Here is a 16,991-nt window from a genome sequence, read left to right on the forward strand (position 1 = left end):
GGTGTAATGTAATTAAATAATTAGGGGTTGTAAACTTACGATTAATTTTCAAACTTAAAGATTGAAGACGTTAAATCCTGTAGCAAAAAAGTTAAATTTTATGAGAATTTTAAAATCGATAATTTAAAATAAAATTTATCTTTGTTTAACAAAAACACTTTTAATTATGTCATTTTCAGAATTATTTGATAGCGAATTCAAGCAAAGAAACAAAGGACACTTTTCTGCTATTGTTCGTGTAGCTTTAGCTGATGGGGTGGTTTATCCAGAAGAAAAAGCCTTTTTAGATAAACTTGCTTCTCGCTTAGAAATTACAGAATCGGAATATGAAGAAATTCTTAGCGATCCTTTAAAATATCCGATCAATCCACCTTATTCATATGTTCAACGCTTAGAGCGTTTATATGACCTAACCCGTATGGTGCATGTTGACCATCAGCTTGAAGACAAACAAGAAGTACTTCTAAAAAAGATAAGTGTTGCCCTTGGATTTACACCAAGCAACGTAGACTATATTATTGCAAAAGCATTGTCATTGGTTGACAAAAAAGTAGATGCAGATACTTTTATCTACGAAATGCAACATATGCATAAATAATAGTTTTCAGTTTTCGGTCTCAGTTTACAGTTTATACTGATATTGGAAATTTGAAACTTCTAAAAATAAAAACCCGACAGATTTTTAAAAACCTGTCGGGTTTTTATTTTTAATTGATTCTGAATTTTATTGAGGTTATTCCATCACGATTTTTCCGCTTAGCGCACCTTTAAAATTTACTTTTTTATTGTTTATATCATAAACTTCTGGAGAAACAAATTCAAAATTAAAATTAGAATCACCATTATCTGTTATTTTCAGAGAATATCCACTAATATAATATCTTTTATCTGGAGCATAAAACTCAGCCATTGCCAATAATTCATCAGCCGTTCCAATTCCAAATGAGTATTCGCCAGTCAAACTTTTCTGAGTTGCAGGAAACGAAATATCAATATATAAGAATTCTTCCATTCCTTCATTGTTTATTACAAACCGAACTCTTTTCTGAGATTCAAAACTTGCCGGCTGATAGGAGTAAACTGCTTTATTGGGTTTAAAGGTTATTCCATCAATAACAATTGAAGAATTCACTCCTGATTTATTGTCTTCATCAGATGAACATCCAACTGCAAAACCTAACACTAGAAAAAGAATTAAAGTAATATTTTTCATATAATAATTTTAATCAAATATATGTAAAAGACTCAAATGCAACTTATTTTTATCTTATTTTTTTAATTGATTAAAAAACAAAACCCGACAGGTTTTAAAAACCTGTCGGGTTTGCTATTTATAGTCCAGACTAAAAACTGAGACTGAGACTAAAAACTTAATTCGCCTCAGCCATAAATTCCTCGGCTTTTTCTACCATCTTATAGCTTCCGCAAAAGAAAGACACTCTTTGGTGCAATTCAGTTGGCTGGATTTCCATAATTCGTCCGAAACCGTCTGTTGCTTTTCCTCCTGCTTGTTCTGCTAAAAAAGCCATCGGGTTACATTCGTACAATAAACGTAATTTCCCTTTTGGTGCTTTTGAACTTGTCGGATAAATATAAATTCCACCTTTAATCATATTTCGATGAAAATCGGCTACCAAACTTCCAATGTATCTCGAAGTGTAAGGTCTGTCTCCTTCTTCTCGCTGGCAGTATTTAATGTAATTTTTTACTCCCTGCGGAAAATGAACATAGTTTCCTTCGTTTACCGAATAAATATTTCCGTTTTCTGGAAATTTCATGTTTGGATGTGAAAGATAAAATGTACCTATCGCTGGATTTAACGTAAAACCATTTACGCCATGTCCTGTCGTATACACAAGCATTGTTGAAGTTCCATAAATTACATAGCCTGCTGCAACTTGATTGATTCCCGGTTGTAAAAAATCCTCGCTAGTTACCGGAGTTCCTATTGGAGTAACTCTTCTAAAAACAGAAAAGATAGTTCCCACAGAAACATTTACATCAATGTTTGAAGATCCGTCTAGCGGATCCATTAAGATCACGTACTTATTATTATGACTGTTGTCGCTCCCCTGAACAGTAATAAAATCGTCGTTTTCTTCAGAAGCAATACCACAGACAATCTCACGGTTTATTAACGTCTGGATAAATACTTCGTTTGCATAGACATCTAATTTTTGCTGGTCTTCACCTTGAATATTCTGTTCGCCTGCCGCGCCCACAATATCTACTAAACCCGCTTGGTTTACTTTATGATTGACCACTTTTGCCGCCAATCGAATAGAGTTGATAATTCGCGAGAGTTCTCCCGACGAATACTGAAATGCTTTTTGGTTCTCAATAATAAACTCTCCCAGTGTTTTATTGCGTTCTTCCATTTCTAAATCGTTATAGTTTTATTTTTAAGTCACAAATATCGCTTATTTTGTGAGAATGATTTAAAAATTATTTTGTTTGTTTGCTACTATTGTATATTTGCTAACAATCTGCAAAAAGCATCCAATAAAATGATGCTTTTTTAGATAATAAATAGTTAAAAATAAGAATATATGAATATTAGAAAAGGAAATCCTGAAGATATGAAATCGGTGTTAGGGCTTATTCAGGAGCTTGCAATATTCGAAAAAGAACCCGATGCGGTTGTCATTACAGAGGAAGATTTAGTACGCGACGGTTTTGGCGAAAAACCATTATTTCACGTTTTTGTTGCAGAGATCGAAAACGAAGAAAAACAAAAAGAAATTGTTGGAATTGCGTTGTATTATTACCGCTATTCGACCTGGAAAGGAAAGACAATTCATCTTGAAGATTTGATTGTAAAAGAAAAGATGCGAGGCACCGGTTTAGGTTCTGCTCTTTATGCTGAAATCATGAAACAAGGAAAAAGAGACGGCGTGCGAAGAGTGGAATGGAATGTTTTGGCTTGGAATACACCAGCTGTAAATTTTTACAAAAATTCTGGTGCAAGAATTCTTGAGGATTGGCAAGTAGTCCAAATGGATGAAGCTGGAGTTAACTCGTTCTTAGAAAAATTATAAAAAAATATTATTCGCCACGAGTTAATTAGTAAAAATTTGTGCAATTCGTGGCAGAAAAAAACAAAATACTAGGTTTCAGTTTGAATCTGAAATCTAAAATCTAAAAATCTAAAATTAAAAATGAGAGTATTTAAATTTGGTGGTGCATCGGTAAAAGATGCAGATGGAATTAAAAACGTATACGACGTTTTACAAAAAGTGGGTTATGAAGACGTGATTTTGGTAGTTTCTGCGATGGGAAAAACTACAAATGCTCTCGAAGTTGTAATCAAGAATTACTTTGAAAAATCGACAGAATTAAATGCTTCTGTTCAGGAAATTAAAAAATACCACAATCAGATCTTATTGGATTTGTTTGAAGATGAAAGTCATGCAGTTTTTGCAGCTGTAAATGCTCAGTTTGACGAATTAGAATATTTTCTAGCTCATAATAAATCTCCAAATTACAACTTTGTTTACGATCAGGTGGTAAGTTTTGGTGAATTGATTTCGACTAATATTTTAAGCCACTATATGAATTTCAGAGGAATTCAGACGCAATGGCTTGATGTTCGTAATTTCATTAAAACGAATGCAAACTACAGAGATGCAGAAGTTGACTGGGAAACTACGCAGCAAAACATCAGCAAAAATGTACCTAGAAAACAATTAAATATCACACAAGGTTTCTTAGGTGCAGATGAAAATAATTTTACAACAACTTTGGGCCGCGAAGGTTCTGATTATACTGCCGGAATTTTTGCTTACTGCTTAAACGCTGAAAGCGTAACGATCTGGAAAGACGTTCCTGGAGTTATGAATGCCGATCCGCGTTATTTTGAAAATGCAAGTTTGTTAAACCAAATTTCATATCGTGAAGCTATCGAATTGGCATTTTACGGAGCAACGGTTATTCACCCAAAAACATTACAGCCATTACAGAAAAAAGAAATTCCTTTGTACGTAAAATCGTTCATCAACCCATTATTAAAAGGAACTTGTGTTTCAAAAGGAGTTGATTTGGAGCCGCAATATCCATGTTTTATTGTAAAAAGAGAACAGCTTTTAATTTCGCTTTCATCAATTGATTTCTCTTTCATTATGGAAGAAAACATCAGTGAGATTTTTGGATTATTCCACGAATTTAAAATCAAAGTAAACTTGATTCAGAACTCTGCAATTAGTTTCTCTGTTTGTGTGGAAGATAAATTTGGAAATTTCCCAGAATTGAATGCTATTCTTTCTAAAAAATTCAAAGTAGAATACAGCGAAAATGTAACCTTATATACAATCCGTCACTTTACAGAAGAGGCGGCGCAGACTGTTGAAGCTAACAAAGAAGTTTTATTGAAACAAGTTAGCCGCGAGACTATGCAGATTGTCACTAAAGAATTAATCTAATATTGCTTTATAAAAGGTAATTATTTAATTCAAAAATTATTGAAAAGGCTTCACTTAATTGTGGAGCCTTATTTTATTACGAAAGAATTTTCTCTATTTTATCTGTTTTTTTTATTAAATTTACTTTTCTTTCTAAAGAACTTAAAATGAGCAAAAAGAGCTTTTTATTAGTTTTCATTATCCTTGGTTTATTATACATCAGTATATCTTTAAGTCCGTTGCTTACAAAGGATATCAAAGACATTTCTTATTCCGATTTTAGGTTGGTAATTGGCCCGTTTTTATCTACAGTGGCTATTCTTATTACCTATACGCAATTGAAAAAAGGAAAAGCCAACAGGCAATAGCAATTTTCTACACAAAAAAATGGAAGTACCGAACACTCCATTTCGCAATAAATAAAAGCCTCGTAATTTCCCATTATAAATACTACTTTTGACTTTTTAGAGTTAGAGTATTTATGTTGAAAAAATTACTGTTTTTGACGGTTTTCTTCTGGTTTTCTGCGCTTCAGGCTCAGGAAACTGAATCACTGTACAAAACCAAAAAAGTAATCGTTTCAAAAGATACAATTCGTCTAGAAAAAGTAGCCATCAACTCTGGATTCTTCCAGATTCTGAACACTAAAAACGAACCTATCGATTCAACTTCTTATAAAGTTGATTTTCAAAAAGGATATTTGCTCTTAAATGAAAATTTCCAATCTATTTCAGATACTTTAATTGTCAATTATCTTAACTATCCTGATTTCTTAACCAAAGAATATAGCCTTTACAAATCGGATCAGATTGTAAGCGGGGATGTTGGAACAGACAAATTATACCGAATAGACAATAACTCAAATGCAAAAAAAGTAACGCCTTTTGATGGTCTCGAAACTTCTGGAAGCATTACTCGTGGTGTTACCGTTGGTAATAATCAAAGTACGGTTTTAAACTCCAATCTAGATTTACAGATTACAGGAAAACTTTCAGACAAAGTGAGTTTAAGAGCATCGCTTCAGGACAATAATATTCCGTTGCAAGATGGCGGTTATTCGCAGAAACTCGATCAGTTTGACAATATTTTCATAGAACTTTTTAGTGATGATTGGAACATTCGCGCCGGCGATGTCTTTTTAGAAAACAGAAAAACCCAATTTTTAGGCTTTAATAAAAAAGTTCAAGGACTTTCGGCCAACTTTGATTTTGATACTGAAAAAAGTAAAACCAATGTTTTTGCTTCCGTCGCTTTTGTAAAAGGTCAATATGCCAAAAGCACTTTTACAGGTCAAGAAGGCAATCAAGGTCCGTATAAACTAAAAGGCCAAAATGGCGAATTGTATGTTCTCGTGATTTCGGGTTCTGAACGTGTGTATGTAAACGGCGTTTTGCTAAAACGTGGTGAAAACAACGATTATGTGATTGATTACAATGCGGGAGAAATTGTCTTTACGTCGCTTTTTACGATTACTTCAGAAATGCGTATTAATGTAGAATACCAATATTCTGAACGAAATTATAATAGATTGGTTACTTATGCAGGCGCAACACACGAAAACAAAAATTGGAGTTTTGGCGGTTATTTGTATTCTGAAAATGATATGAAAAATCAGCCTTTGCAGCAAAATCTTTCTCCAGAACAAGTTCAGATTTTAAGCCAAGCTGGAGATGATATTAATTTGATGAAAGCGCCTTCTGCATATGAAGATACTTATGCCGAAAATAAAATTCTGTACAAAAAAATACTTGTCAATTCGGTTGAAGCTTATGAATATTCGAATAATCCTGCCGATGTTTTGTACAATGTAAGATTTAGCCAAGTTGGCGCAAATGCTGGAAATTATATCATTCAAAACAATAATTCTGTTGAACGAATTTATCAATATGTTGAACCGGTTAATGGAATTCTGCAAGGAAATTATGAACCAATTGTACAGCTTGTCGCGCCAATGAAACTTCAAGTGGCTACTTTTTTAGGAAAATATAATCCTGATGAGAAAACTTTAGCTGATTTTGAATTGGCCGTCAGCAATAATGATCAAAATTTATTTTCAAATATTGATGATGCTAATAATGAAGGAATCGCTTTTAAAGCTAATCTTAAAAAACGTCTTTTTTCGAGAAGTTGGAATTTAGATGCTTTTGCGAACTATCAATACGTACAGCAAAGTTTTAAATCTGTTGAACGTTTGTACAATATTGAGTTTAATCGTGATTGGAATTTAACCGGAACTCTTTATGGCAATCAAAGTCTTTTGGTTACGGGTTTAAATTTTGATTTGTTTTCGAAGAAAGAAACTTCAAATATTGGTTTACTAACTTATCAATTTGAAAAATTAGATTACAGTGAAAGCTATTCTGGAGCGAGGCATACAACAAACGCTTTATTCAAATTGAAAAATTGGACAATCGAAAACAACGGAAGTTTCCTAAATTCTGACGCCACAGCTTCGACTTCTAAATTCATTAGAAACCAAACCCGAACCAAATATCATTTTGGAAAAAATTGGGTTGGAGGAACTATGCAATTGGAAGATAATCAGGAAAAAGATAAAGTTACCAATCAGTTTTCGGCTTTAAGCCAAAGATTTTCAGAATATGGCATATTTACTGGACGGGGCGACAGCACTAAGGTTTTTGTTGAAGTTGGTTTTCTGCAAAGAAGAAACGATAGTTTGCAAAACGGATTATTACAGCATGTCAATAATTCGCAGACGTATTATTTAAAATCAAAACTGATTCAGAACAAAACAACCGATTTGGCAGTTTATGCGAGTTATCGAAATTTGGATTTTACCGATAAATCGAGACAAAATGAACCTTCATTAAACTCGAGAATTCTGTACAACGATCGCTTTTTTAATCAGCTCATGCAAATTGGAACTGCTTACGAAACCAGTTCTGGAACTATTGCACAGCAAGAATTTACATATGTAGAAGTGCCAACAGGTCAAGGCGTTTATACTTGGAATGATTATAATGGCAACGGAATTCAGGAATTGGAAGAGTTTGAAGTTGCAGTTTACCAAGATCAGGCGCGTTATGTGAGAGTATTTTTGCCGAATCAGATTTATATAAAAACTAATCAAAATAAGTTTTCGCAATCTTTAACTTTAAATCCGTTGCAATGGCAGAATGAAAAAGGATTTAAAAAACTGTTGTCTTATTTTTACAATCAAACCTCTTTTATAATGGATCGAAAGGTGAAAAGCGATGGAGAAAAATTAGAATTGAATCCGTTTGATTCTTCAGAAGACAGTATTTTAGGATTGAATTCGAGTTTTAGAAATAGTTTATTTTACAATCGAGGTAAGCAGAAACATTCGGTTACGTATTCTTATTTGATTAATAAAGGTAAAAGTCTGCTTTCTGTTGGTTCGCAGCATGTACAGAATTATTCACATCAAATTCAGTACACCCATTTATACCAAAACAGCTGGCTATTTAATTTCTTTACCAAAACCATAAAAACCGATTTGGTTTCTAAAGATTTTGTTGAAAAAAACTATGATATTCAAGGCTGGCAACTCGCTCCGAAAGTCAGTTATTTATTCTCAAAAAATACCAAATTGGATTTCTTTTACGAGCTTCAAAACAAAAAAAATCAGATGGGAAATTTTGAAACTTTGGACCAAAATAGAATCGGAACTTCTTTTTCTTATGCAGGCGAAAAGAAAGTGACGGTGAATGGAGAATTCTCTTTTTATGAAAATAAATTTAACGGAAATGAATTTTCATCAGTCGGTTTTCAGATGCTCGAAGGACTTCAAGCAGGGTTAAATTTGGTTTGGAAACTGCTTCTGCAAAAGAACATTACGTCTTTTTTGGATGTTAATTTAAATTATCAAGGGAGGAAAAGTGAAACAGGGAATACGATTCATACAGGAAACGTTCAGCTTCGTGCATATTTTTAATGTGTTACGAAAAAGATGACAATAAATTGTTTAATTTTAATTGAAATTTAAACTTTTAGCCTTATGAAAAAATTAGTATTGCTCTGTTTAATGGTTGTTTTTTCTTCTAATTTTTACGCACAGGAAACAACTGCAAAAACTACGAAAAGTAAAACAGAAACTTCGGCAAAAAAAGCGAAAGCAAGTGCAGACAAAGCTTCGGCTGATGCAAAAAAAGAAGCCACAAAATCTAAAAAAGCAGCAGATGACGCAAAAACTGCTTCAACAAAAGCCAAAAAAGAGTCTGCTGACGCTGCAAAAAAGACTGCCGACAAAGAAGCTGCAAAAGCTAAAGCTGATGCAAAAAAAGCTACTGTAGAATCTGATAAAGCAAAAAGCACCGCTGACAAAGCAAAAAGCACTGCTGACAAAACCAAAACCGATGCCAAGAAAACAACTGCAAAAGCTGACGCTACTAAAAAAGACGCCACAGCTGCCAAAAAATCGGCTACTAAAACTTTAAAGGAAACTAACGAAAAAGCTCCCGCTGTACCAGACAAAGTAACAGGCGAATACAATGGTAAAAAAGTATATACAGGACCAAGAGGCGGTAAATACTATATTAACAAAAATGGTAATAAAACGTATATTCAGGATTAAGTTTCTAAGATGCTGAGACTCTAAGTTGCTAAGATTCTAAGATTAACAAATTAAGCCGAACCTATAGTTCGGCTTTCTTGTTTTCTAAACAGGAAATCTTTGAACTTAGAAGCCTAGCAACTCAGAAACTTAACACCTTAAATTAATAATTTCGTAATACCTTCGAAATAACATAAAAAACATATTTTTCTATCTTCGTTTTTAAAACTGTTAAAAATGAGCATAGATTATTCTGCGAATAAAACTATTTTAGTGGCTCCATTAAATTGGGGACTTGGACATGCCACTCGATGCATTCCTATTATTAAAGCGCTTCAGGAGAATAATTATATTCCGATTATCGCTTCCGATGGTGTTGCGCTGGCTCTATTACGAAAAGAATTTCCTTATATACAGACTTTAGAACTCCCTTCTTATCATATTGAATATGCTAAAAATGGCAAAAACTTTAAATGGAAGCTTATTAAAAATCTTCCGAAGATGATTACTGCTATTTTGGACGAGAAAAAAATGATCAATCATTGGATAAAAAAACATAGCATTGATGGTATTATCTCAGACAACAGATTGGGAGTTATCAGTAAAAAAGTGCCTTCTGTTTTTATTACGCATCAATTGAATGTAATGACAGGAAACACGACTTGGTTTACCAGCAAATGCCATCAGCATTTTATTAAAAAATATAATGAATGCTGGGTTCCTGATACTAACGAAAAAATAAATCTGACGGGAGATTTAGGACACTTGAAAAATAGTGATCTGAATCTAAAATATATTGGCCCGTTGAGCCGCATGAAAAAAAAGGATACTCCAAAAATATATGATTTGATGATTATATTGTCTGGACCAGAACCTCAGCGTACTTTCTTAGATGAAAAACTGCAGAAGGAAGCGGCAAAACATCCGGGAAAAGTAGTTTTTGTACAAGGAAAAGTAGAAAAATCTCAAGAAAAATGGCAAGCTGGAAATGTTACTTATTATAATTTCATGAATTCCAAACAGCTTGAACAGACTTTTAACGAAAGTGAATTTGTATTGTGCCGTTCGGGCTATACAACCGTAATGGATTTGGCAAAGCTGGGCAAAAAAGCCTTTTTTATTCCAACTCCAGGTCAATATGAGCAGGAATATCTGGCGATTAAACTTCAAGAAGAAAATCTTGTGCCGTATGCCATGCAAGAGGACTTTACCATTGAAAATTTATCAAAAGTAAAATCGTTTAAAGGATTATCCCAATTTGAAAATAATATTGATTGGGATTCATTATTTAAGATTTTTGAGGACAAAACTGCGTGATTGCACGCGGATGAAGCGGATTTACTTTCGCAAAGACGCAGATTATACGGATTTTATCTATTACTTCTTCCTATAAAAAAAACCTCCAGCTAAAGCTGGAGGCAATTGAATTTTCCCTTAAATAAAAAATCAGTTTTTATCCGCGTCTTCGCGAAAGCGAATCTGTTTTATCTGCGTACTGATTTTAGAAGTTAAACTGCACTTGCAATCTTAAAACATTTCCTTGCTGTCTGTTTACAGGCAAAACGCTATCTTCAAAAGTTCGATCAGCTACTACGTATTCTGCTGTAAGTTCAAATGCTTTAATTGGCTGCCATTCAACACCAAATTCATAATCTCTAACGACGTAACTTCTAGCATCTTTTTCGTATTTTTTTCCTCCATCATAATATTGAAATTTGGCAAAAGGATAAATACGCTGTTTTTTAAGATCCCATTTGTAGTTTAGCAAAACATAACCTCCGTTCAAATCGGTTTGGTCAATTGAATTGGTAAGGGTATTGTATCGAGGCCCTGTTCCTATGTTGTATTCCGTCTGGATTCCGAAAGGTCTTGGGTATAAAACGAAAGTCGCTCCAACTCTCTGATCTTTTACATACTGAGGATCGTTAACATTAACTCCTGGTGAAACTTCCCCTGTAAAAGCCCATTTACCTGTGTAAGCCTGAATTCCAGGTTCTATAATTTGGCTTCCAATAACAAAAGGATAAGTTACTCTTGCCACCACATTTAAGTCTCTGTTACCGTCCAATTTGTTTGCGATTTGACCATTGTAAACACCAAGCGCAAAAACTCCAAAATCTCCAGAACCTTTGTATCCATCTTTAACAAGCATTTCAAAACGCTGTCTGATTTCAGCTGGAGCCCAATAAAAGAATATTCCTAAATCACGTTCGTTCAAGATTGAGCTGTTTATTGCATCTGCACGGTCTAGAGTTAAACGTTGTGAACTTGACTGCATGTTTTCAAATCCGTACGGGATTTTACTTTGTCCAACACGTACTCGATATTCTTTTTTCTTATCAAAAGAAAGATCAAAATACAAGTCACGAATCTGAACGAAGTTATTAATTCCACTTGACGGTGAACTTGCAAAATCAGGCTGAAAGTAGAAAAATACATTTGGATGAACTTGTCCAGAAAATACTAAACGAGCACGGCGAATAAAAAGTCCGTTGTTTGCTTTTGCATCTGGAGCTGTAGAAGTTGTTCCCCAAGATCTATCACATTGTTCACAAGAAACTTTATCGTTTGTAGAAAATAGACCATTGTATCTTATCTGAGCATAACCTCTTAAAGAGATTCTATCGTACCAATGCTCTTCAACACCTCCGCCAGATTTAGTCTCTGGAAGTTTTGCTTTGTTTATAGAATCTAAAATACGCATTACTTCGTTTTTTACATCCTGTTTATTCAATTCTTGTTTGTTTGTTTCTTGTGCATTGGCCACACAAGCTAGCAGTAATAAAACTGCCAATAGTTTTCTTTTTATCATTAGTTCTGTAATTCCCTTAATTTCAGGATGCAAAGATGGAGCACCTATGTTAAGAAATCATTAACCAGATGTTACTATAATAAAAATTTAATGTTACGGCCAGAATCCGTATGTTTATTTATCGTTAAACGCCCCTATTTCAGAGCTTTTAGCGAATTTGAGCTTACATTTATTTAACGTCAACTTTTGACGATTTATTTGCTTTTTCGAGCGTAAAAGAGAACTCAGAACCAATTCCGAACTCACTTTCCACATAAACTTTCTCTTTATGCGCTTCAATAATATGCTTTACAATTGCCAATCCTAAACCGGAACCTCCTTCAGATCGAGTTCCGCTTTTATCCACTCGATAAAAACGTTCAAAAAGTCTCGGAATATTTTGTTTTTCAACTCCTTCACCATTATCACTGATACGAATTAAGACTTTTTTCTTGGTTAAGTTTACAACACCAACTTCAGTCAAACCACCTTCTTTTCCGTATTTAATAGAGTTCACAATCAAATTTTCCAGCACTTGCTGAATTCTGTCCTGATCTCCTCTAATCATAACTGATTTCACATTTTTACTTTCAAAAGCCAGTTTGATTTTCTTTTTGTCTGCCTTCATTTCGAGCAGTTCAAAAACATTCTCAATCAATTCAACAATATCAAAATCAGTCATATTCAAATCCAAATCTCCCGATTCTAGTTTGGTAATCATGTCTAGATCTTCTACTATATAAATAAGGCGCTCTACTCCTTTTTCGGCACGTTTTAAATATTTTTTTCTAATATTTTTGTCATCCATTGCGCCATCAAGCAAAGTCGAAACATAACCTTGAACGGTAAAGAGAGGCGTTTTCAATTCGTGCGAAACGTTTCCTAAGAACTCTCTTCTATATTGCTCACGAATTTCAAGCATTTCGATTTCGAGTTTTTTATCAGTCGCGAACTTTTTCACTTCGCGCGAAAGCGTTTCCATATCGGTATTAATCGGCTGATTGATTAATGTTGTTGATTCTAATAAAGAAACCTCATCATAGATTTTCTTTACTCTTCTGTAAATAAATCGTTCTACACGATACTGTAAAACCAGAAAAGAGAAAACATAGACTGCAATTATGAAAATGATTCCAAACGCAACTTGATGTTTTAATTGATTTTTATAAAATAATGACATTAACATCAGTACAAATCCTGTTGTAAAGAGACTGATATATAATGCCGATTTTATGGCAAACTTGTATGTTTTTTTAAAATTAATTTTCATTGAAAAAATTGAACCATTAAGAAATTAAGAAAATTAAGTTTTGCTTTTAAGTCATTTTCTTTTGAATAAATCAAAAAACAAAAAAGGAATAACTCAAAAACCATATAAGAAAATGAAGATTGTACAGCTTCAATTCTTATATGGTTTAAATGTATTGAATATTTTTAAAAAAATTTGAAAGGGTTTAAATCTTTACCAAATTCTAAAATCACTTAGTATCTTAGAACCTTAGCATCTTAAAAATCTAAACTTCAAATTTGTAACCAACACCTTTTATGGTTTTAAAAAGATCTTCTCCTATTTTTTCTCGCAGTTTTCTGATGTGAACATCAATTGTTCTTCCTCCAACTACAACTTCATTTCCCCAAACTTTATCCAAGATTTCGTCTCTTTTAAAAACTTTCCCTGGTTTTGAAGCTAATAGATAGAACAATTCGAATTCTTTTCTTGGCAAAGCAATTTCTACATTGCCTTTTATGATTTTGTATTCCTCACGATTAATTTCGATTCCGCCTACATTTAAAGTATCTGTAACAACTTCCTGTTCTTTTAACCTTCTTAACAGCGCCTTTACCTTAGAGACCAATAATTTTGGTTTTATTGGTTTAGTAATATAGTCATCAGCACCGGCATCAAAACCAGCTACTTGAGAATAATCTTCGCTTCTTGCTGTAAGGAATGTTATGATAACATTATTTAACTCTGGAATTTTTCTAATATGCTCGCAAGCCTCCATTCCGTCCATTTCTGCCATCATCACGTCCATAATGATTAGTTCTGGCAGCTCTTTCTGCGCTTTTGCTATAGCATCTTTTCCATTAGAAGCTGTAACAATCTGATAGCCTTCCTGAGCAAGGTTATAGCCAACGATTTCTAAGATATCTGGTTCATCGTCAACTAATAAAATCTTAGTTTGTGTTTTTTTCATAAATAGCAAAAATTGAGATTTTTATATCGAAACTTCTTCATTAAACATTCGATATTTCTTATTTCACAGGGTAAATATACTAACAAAAGAACCTTTAAAAAATGGTGTTAACCGTAATTTAATCTCGTAACAATTTGATAATCTTAACAACACAAAAACATAACAAGTCGGTAACATGGACTTCACAGAGCGGTTCTTTCTTTGCACAAAAATAATAAGACACAAACACAACACTGAAAAAAATGAAATTCAATTTAAGATTTCTCTTTATTGCATTATTTATCTGTACGATTTCGATCGCGCAAAACAAAGGTACGATTTCTGGAGTTCTGACTGACAAGGATATGAACAACGCAGCTCTGCCATTTGCTAATGTTTTAGTTAAAGGTACAAATATTAGCGTAAATACCGACGTAGACGGAAAATATTCGTTAAGCGTAAATCCTGGAAATTATACTTTAATCTTTAGTTTTTTAGGATATGAATCTGTTGAAGCTCCAGTAGCTGTAAAAGCAAATGAAACTGTAACAGTTAATCAAGGCCTTTCGTCTGGAAGTTATACTCTTAAAGATGTAGTGGTTCAGGCAACCGCAGTAAGCAAACAAAAGGAAACTGCTTTACTTTTGGAGCAAAAAAATGCTGTCGACATCAAACAATCTATTGGTGCTCAAGAACTTTCTAGAAAAGGTGTGGGCGACGTAGCTGCAGCTGTAGTAAAAACTTCAGGAGTTTCCAAACAGGAAGGAAGCAACAACGTTTACGTAAGAGGATTGGGTGACCGCTATAATTCTACTTCAATGAACGGACTTCCTATTCCGTCAAACGATCCTGAAAGAAAAAACATTGCTCTTGATCTATTTTCAACTGACATTGTTGAATACATCTCAATCGACAAATCGTATACATCAAAAATGTACGGAGATTTTGCAGGAGGAAATGTAGATATCGTTTCTAAAGATTACCGTGGAAAAGGTTTGTTTGAAATCTCATTAGGGTCGAAAGTTAACACTAATGCATTACAGCAATCTGATAACTTTTTATTACAACAAGGACCAACCAAATCAGGTTTTGTTTCTTATGGTGTTCCCTCAAATGCTTTAACTGGATATAATTTTGAAAACAGTTTAAACCCGGTTAAAGAAGCACCATATGCAGGAAGTTTCAATTTAAAAGCTGGTAAAACATTTAATATTGGCGAAGAAGGAAAACTTAGTGTTTTTGGAACAGCAGGTTTCAGTAATGGTTATGAGTTTAGAGAAGGGTTGAGCCAAAGTGTAAATGCTCAAGGGGTTAGTTTAAGATCTTTTCAAGAACAAAAATACACTTACACTACAAATTCTACAGGAATGTTTAATGCCAATTACCGCTTAAACAAAAATCATAAAATTGGTTACAACTTTTTATTTGTTAACTCTTCTGAGCAAACTAGAGACAACTATTTTGGTAGCGACAGGGACTTTGACAATGATGATGCCGATCTTTTAGTTCAAAGAGGAACTTTCACCCAAAATACTGTTTTCATCAATCAGCTTTTAGGTAATCATAAAATAACTGATAAAATTGATTTTGACTGGGGGGTTTCATACAATACTGTAAAAGGTGATATGCCAGATAGAACTCAAAACAAAATGTTCTTAGATCGTGCAAGTGGCGTTTATACAATTGCTCAGACAACTATTACAGATAACCAAAGATATTACCAAAACTTAAAAGAAGACGAAGCAGCTGCCAACCTTGCTTTTACGTACAAATTAAGCGATAAGGATGGTGAGTCTAAAGGAAAAGTTGTAGCAGGTTACAACGGAAAATTCAAAAAACGCGATTTCGAAGCTATCCAATTTAACTTTAACGTTACAGGACAAGGACAAAACACACCAGTTATGCCAAATAACTTAGATGCTTTCTTTAACCAGGAAAATTATGACAACGGACTATTCGGAATTAGCGCTTTTGCAGGAATGACTCCTCAAACTTACAACGGTGACCAAGATATCCACGCAGGATTTGCTAGTATCGAATATAAACTAACGGATAAATTAAGCTCTGTTTTAGGTTTTAGATATGAGAAAATTTCTCAAATGGTTACATGGAGAACACAGCTTGATGCAAGTGGAGGAAAAAACACATTTGACAGAAATGAATTCTTACCAAGTCTTGTTTTAAAATATGAATTAAACGAAAAACAAAACCTTCGTTTAGCTGCAAGTAAGACATATACTCTACCACAATTCAAAGAACGTGCTTTGTTTATCTACGAAGATGTAATGGAAACTAAAATTGGTAACCCTTACTTATATCCTTCTCAAAACTATAACTTAGATATTAAATGGGAAATGTTCCCAAAAAGCGATGAATTATTCTCTGTAACTGCTTTCGGAAAATACATCTTAGACCCTATTAACGAAGTTGTAATTGCTTCTGCTTCAAATGATATTTCTTGGGTAAACATTGGAGATAAAGGTTATGCTTATGGAGTGGAATTAGAAGCTAGAAAAAACCTTTTTGAAATAGACAGCGAATTCACAAACAAACTTTCTTTTGGTTTTAATGCTTCATTAATGAAAACAAATCAGGATATCGATTCCGAAAAAGTTAGAGAAGAAACAAACAGTACATTAAACATTAGCCTTACCGATACAAGTTCTGGTTTTACAGGAGCTTCAGATTTAATTTTGAATGCTGATTTATCTTACACTAAAAACTGGCAAAATGACGCTGGAATTACAGCAACCCTAGCATACAATCACTACTCTGATAAACTATATGCTATTGGAGCTTTAGGAAAAGGAAATTTAGTAGACAAATCAATGGGATCATTAGATCTTATTTTAAAAACTAAAATAAACAAAAACCTTGGAATTGATTTTGGAGCAAGAAATTTACTGAATCCAGAATTTAGAAGAGTACAGGAAAATGCTGGCGGAGACGTTTTAGTGTTCAATTATAAAAAAGGAATGACATTTGGATTAGGAATGAACTATCAATTCTAATCAAAGGCAGATTTAGAGGTCACAATTCCTTAACGTTCCTTTAAAAAACATATAACAAATAGATTACAGCGATTTAACATT

General features: G+C 33.6%; 13 protein-coding genes. 8 read left to right on the forward strand and 5 right to left on the reverse strand.

All coding sequences use genetic code 11. From position 1 onward, the window contains the following. The first annotated feature begins 166 nt into the window (after positions 1 to 166). Complete coding sequence (locus NU08_RS07435; RefSeq protein ID WP_008465064.1) at positions 167 to 598, forward strand: TerB family tellurite resistance protein; 432 nt, start codon at positions 167 to 169, stop codon at positions 596 to 598. A 135-nt stretch (positions 599 to 733) separates the two neighbouring features. Here the strand turns inward: NU08_RS07435 and NU08_RS07440 are convergent, their stop codons facing one another. Further along, complete coding sequence (locus NU08_RS07440) at positions 734 to 1,213, reverse strand: hypothetical protein (RefSeq protein ID WP_129746528.1); 480 nt, start codon at positions 1,211 to 1,213, stop codon at positions 734 to 736. 157 nt (positions 1,214 to 1,370) lie between these two features. Continuing rightward, on the reverse strand, positions 1,371 to 2,378 hold the full coding sequence (gene fbp, locus NU08_RS07445; protein WP_129746529.1) for a class 1 fructose-bisphosphatase: 1,008 nt from the start codon (positions 2,376 to 2,378) through the stop codon (positions 1,371 to 1,373). 171 nt (positions 2,379 to 2,549) lie between these two features. On the opposite strand from fbp, the gene NU08_RS07450 reads away from it, so the two are divergent. The 6 genes from NU08_RS07450 (at position 2,550) to NU08_RS07475 (ending at position 10,248) form a co-directional block, all read left to right on the forward strand. Then, positions 2,550 to 3,038: a GNAT family N-acetyltransferase gene (locus tag NU08_RS07450; protein WP_129746530.1), complete on the forward strand. Its 489-nt coding sequence runs from the start codon at positions 2,550 to 2,552 to the stop codon at positions 3,036 to 3,038. 120 nt (positions 3,039 to 3,158) lie between these two features. After that, positions 3,159 to 4,418 (forward strand): aspartate kinase, encoded by a 1,260-nt coding sequence (locus tag NU08_RS07455; RefSeq protein ID WP_111365939.1) that lies wholly within the window; start codon positions 3,159 to 3,161, stop codon positions 4,416 to 4,418. A 146-nt stretch (positions 4,419 to 4,564) separates the two neighbouring features. Next, the gene (locus tag NU08_RS07460; RefSeq protein ID WP_129746531.1) at positions 4,565 to 4,765 is read left to right on the forward strand and encodes a hypothetical protein; all 201 of its coding nucleotides are present in this window, start codon (positions 4,565 to 4,567) and stop codon (positions 4,763 to 4,765) included. Between the two features lie 113 nt (positions 4,766 to 4,878). Beyond that, entirely contained in the window at positions 4,879 to 8,313 is a 3,435-nt protein-coding gene (locus tag NU08_RS07465) for a hypothetical protein (RefSeq protein ID WP_129746532.1), read from the forward strand. A 63-nt stretch (positions 8,314 to 8,376) separates the two neighbouring features. Beyond that, entirely contained in the window at positions 8,377 to 8,952 is a 576-nt protein-coding gene (locus tag NU08_RS07470; RefSeq protein WP_165352430.1) for a hypothetical protein, read from the forward strand. Positions 8,953 to 9,168: 216 nt separating this feature from the next. Then, positions 9,169 to 10,248 carry a glycosyltransferase gene (locus NU08_RS07475; RefSeq protein WP_129746533.1) on the forward strand — a complete coding sequence of 360 codons (1,080 nt, stop codon included), beginning with the start codon at positions 9,169 to 9,171 and terminating at the stop codon, positions 10,246 to 10,248. A 184-nt stretch (positions 10,249 to 10,432) separates the two neighbouring features. Here NU08_RS07475 and NU08_RS07480 read toward each other — a convergent pair whose 3' ends face one another. From NU08_RS07480 to NU08_RS07490, 3 genes are all read right to left on the reverse strand, one after another. Continuing rightward, positions 10,433 to 11,743 carry a porin gene (locus NU08_RS07480; protein ID WP_129746534.1) on the reverse strand — a complete coding sequence of 437 codons (1,311 nt, stop codon included), beginning with the start codon at positions 11,741 to 11,743 and terminating at the stop codon, positions 10,433 to 10,435. Between the two features lie 169 nt (positions 11,744 to 11,912). After that, on the reverse strand, positions 11,913 to 12,992 hold the full coding sequence (locus NU08_RS07485) for a sensor histidine kinase (protein WP_129746535.1): 1,080 nt from the start codon (positions 12,990 to 12,992) through the stop codon (positions 11,913 to 11,915). Positions 12,993 to 13,236: 244 nt separating this feature from the next. Continuing rightward, positions 13,237 to 13,920, reverse strand: a complete 684-nt coding sequence (locus tag NU08_RS07490; protein ID WP_008465097.1) for a response regulator transcription factor — start codon at positions 13,918 to 13,920, stop codon at positions 13,237 to 13,239. Positions 13,921 to 14,162: 242 nt separating this feature from the next. On the opposite strand from NU08_RS07490, the gene NU08_RS07495 reads away from it, so the two are divergent. Further along, positions 14,163 to 16,910, forward strand: coding sequence for a TonB-dependent receptor (locus NU08_RS07495; RefSeq protein ID WP_119793184.1), 2,748 nt, complete (start codon positions 14,163 to 14,165; stop codon positions 16,908 to 16,910). Positions 16,911 to 16,991 lie beyond the last annotated feature (81 nt).

Source organism: Flavobacterium anhuiense (assembly GCF_004151235.1).
Taxonomy (GTDB): domain Bacteria; phylum Bacteroidota; class Bacteroidia; order Flavobacteriales; family Flavobacteriaceae; genus Flavobacterium; species Flavobacterium anhuiense_A.

Excerpts from the sequence above, each read along its gene's own strand:
- NU08_RS07450 (WP_129746530.1), top strand. The coding sequence starts at position 2,550 with ATGAATATTAGAAAAGGAAATCCTGAAGATATGAAATCGGTGTTAGGG.
- NU08_RS07485 (WP_129746535.1), bottom strand. The coding sequence starts at position 12,992 with ATGAAAATTAATTTTAAAAAAACATACAAGTTTGCCATAAAATCGGCA.
- NU08_RS07470 (WP_165352430.1), top strand. The coding sequence starts at position 8,377 with ATGAAAAAATTAGTATTGCTCTGTTTAATGGTTGTTTTTTCTTCTAAT.
- NU08_RS07435 (WP_008465064.1), top strand. The coding sequence starts at position 167 with ATGTCATTTTCAGAATTATTTGATAGCGAATTCAAGCAAAGAAACAAA.
- fbp (WP_129746529.1), bottom strand. The coding sequence starts at position 2,378 with ATGGAAGAACGCAATAAAACACTGGGAGAGTTTATTATTGAGAACCAA.
- NU08_RS07495 (WP_119793184.1), top strand. The coding sequence starts at position 14,163 with ATGAAATTCAATTTAAGATTTCTCTTTATTGCATTATTTATCTGTACG.
- NU08_RS07460 (WP_129746531.1), top strand. The coding sequence starts at position 4,565 with ATGAGCAAAAAGAGCTTTTTATTAGTTTTCATTATCCTTGGTTTATTA.
- NU08_RS07475 (WP_129746533.1), top strand. The coding sequence starts at position 9,169 with ATGAGCATAGATTATTCTGCGAATAAAACTATTTTAGTGGCTCCATTA.
- NU08_RS07480 (WP_129746534.1), bottom strand. The coding sequence starts at position 11,743 with ATGATAAAAAGAAAACTATTGGCAGTTTTATTACTGCTAGCTTGTGTG.
- NU08_RS07455 (WP_111365939.1), top strand. The coding sequence starts at position 3,159 with ATGAGAGTATTTAAATTTGGTGGTGCATCGGTAAAAGATGCAGATGGA.
- NU08_RS07440 (WP_129746528.1), bottom strand. The coding sequence starts at position 1,213 with ATGAAAAATATTACTTTAATTCTTTTTCTAGTGTTAGGTTTTGCAGTT.
- NU08_RS07465 (WP_129746532.1), top strand. The coding sequence starts at position 4,879 with ATGTTGAAAAAATTACTGTTTTTGACGGTTTTCTTCTGGTTTTCTGCG.
- NU08_RS07490 (WP_008465097.1), bottom strand. The coding sequence starts at position 13,920 with ATGAAAAAAACACAAACTAAGATTTTATTAGTTGACGATGAACCAGAT.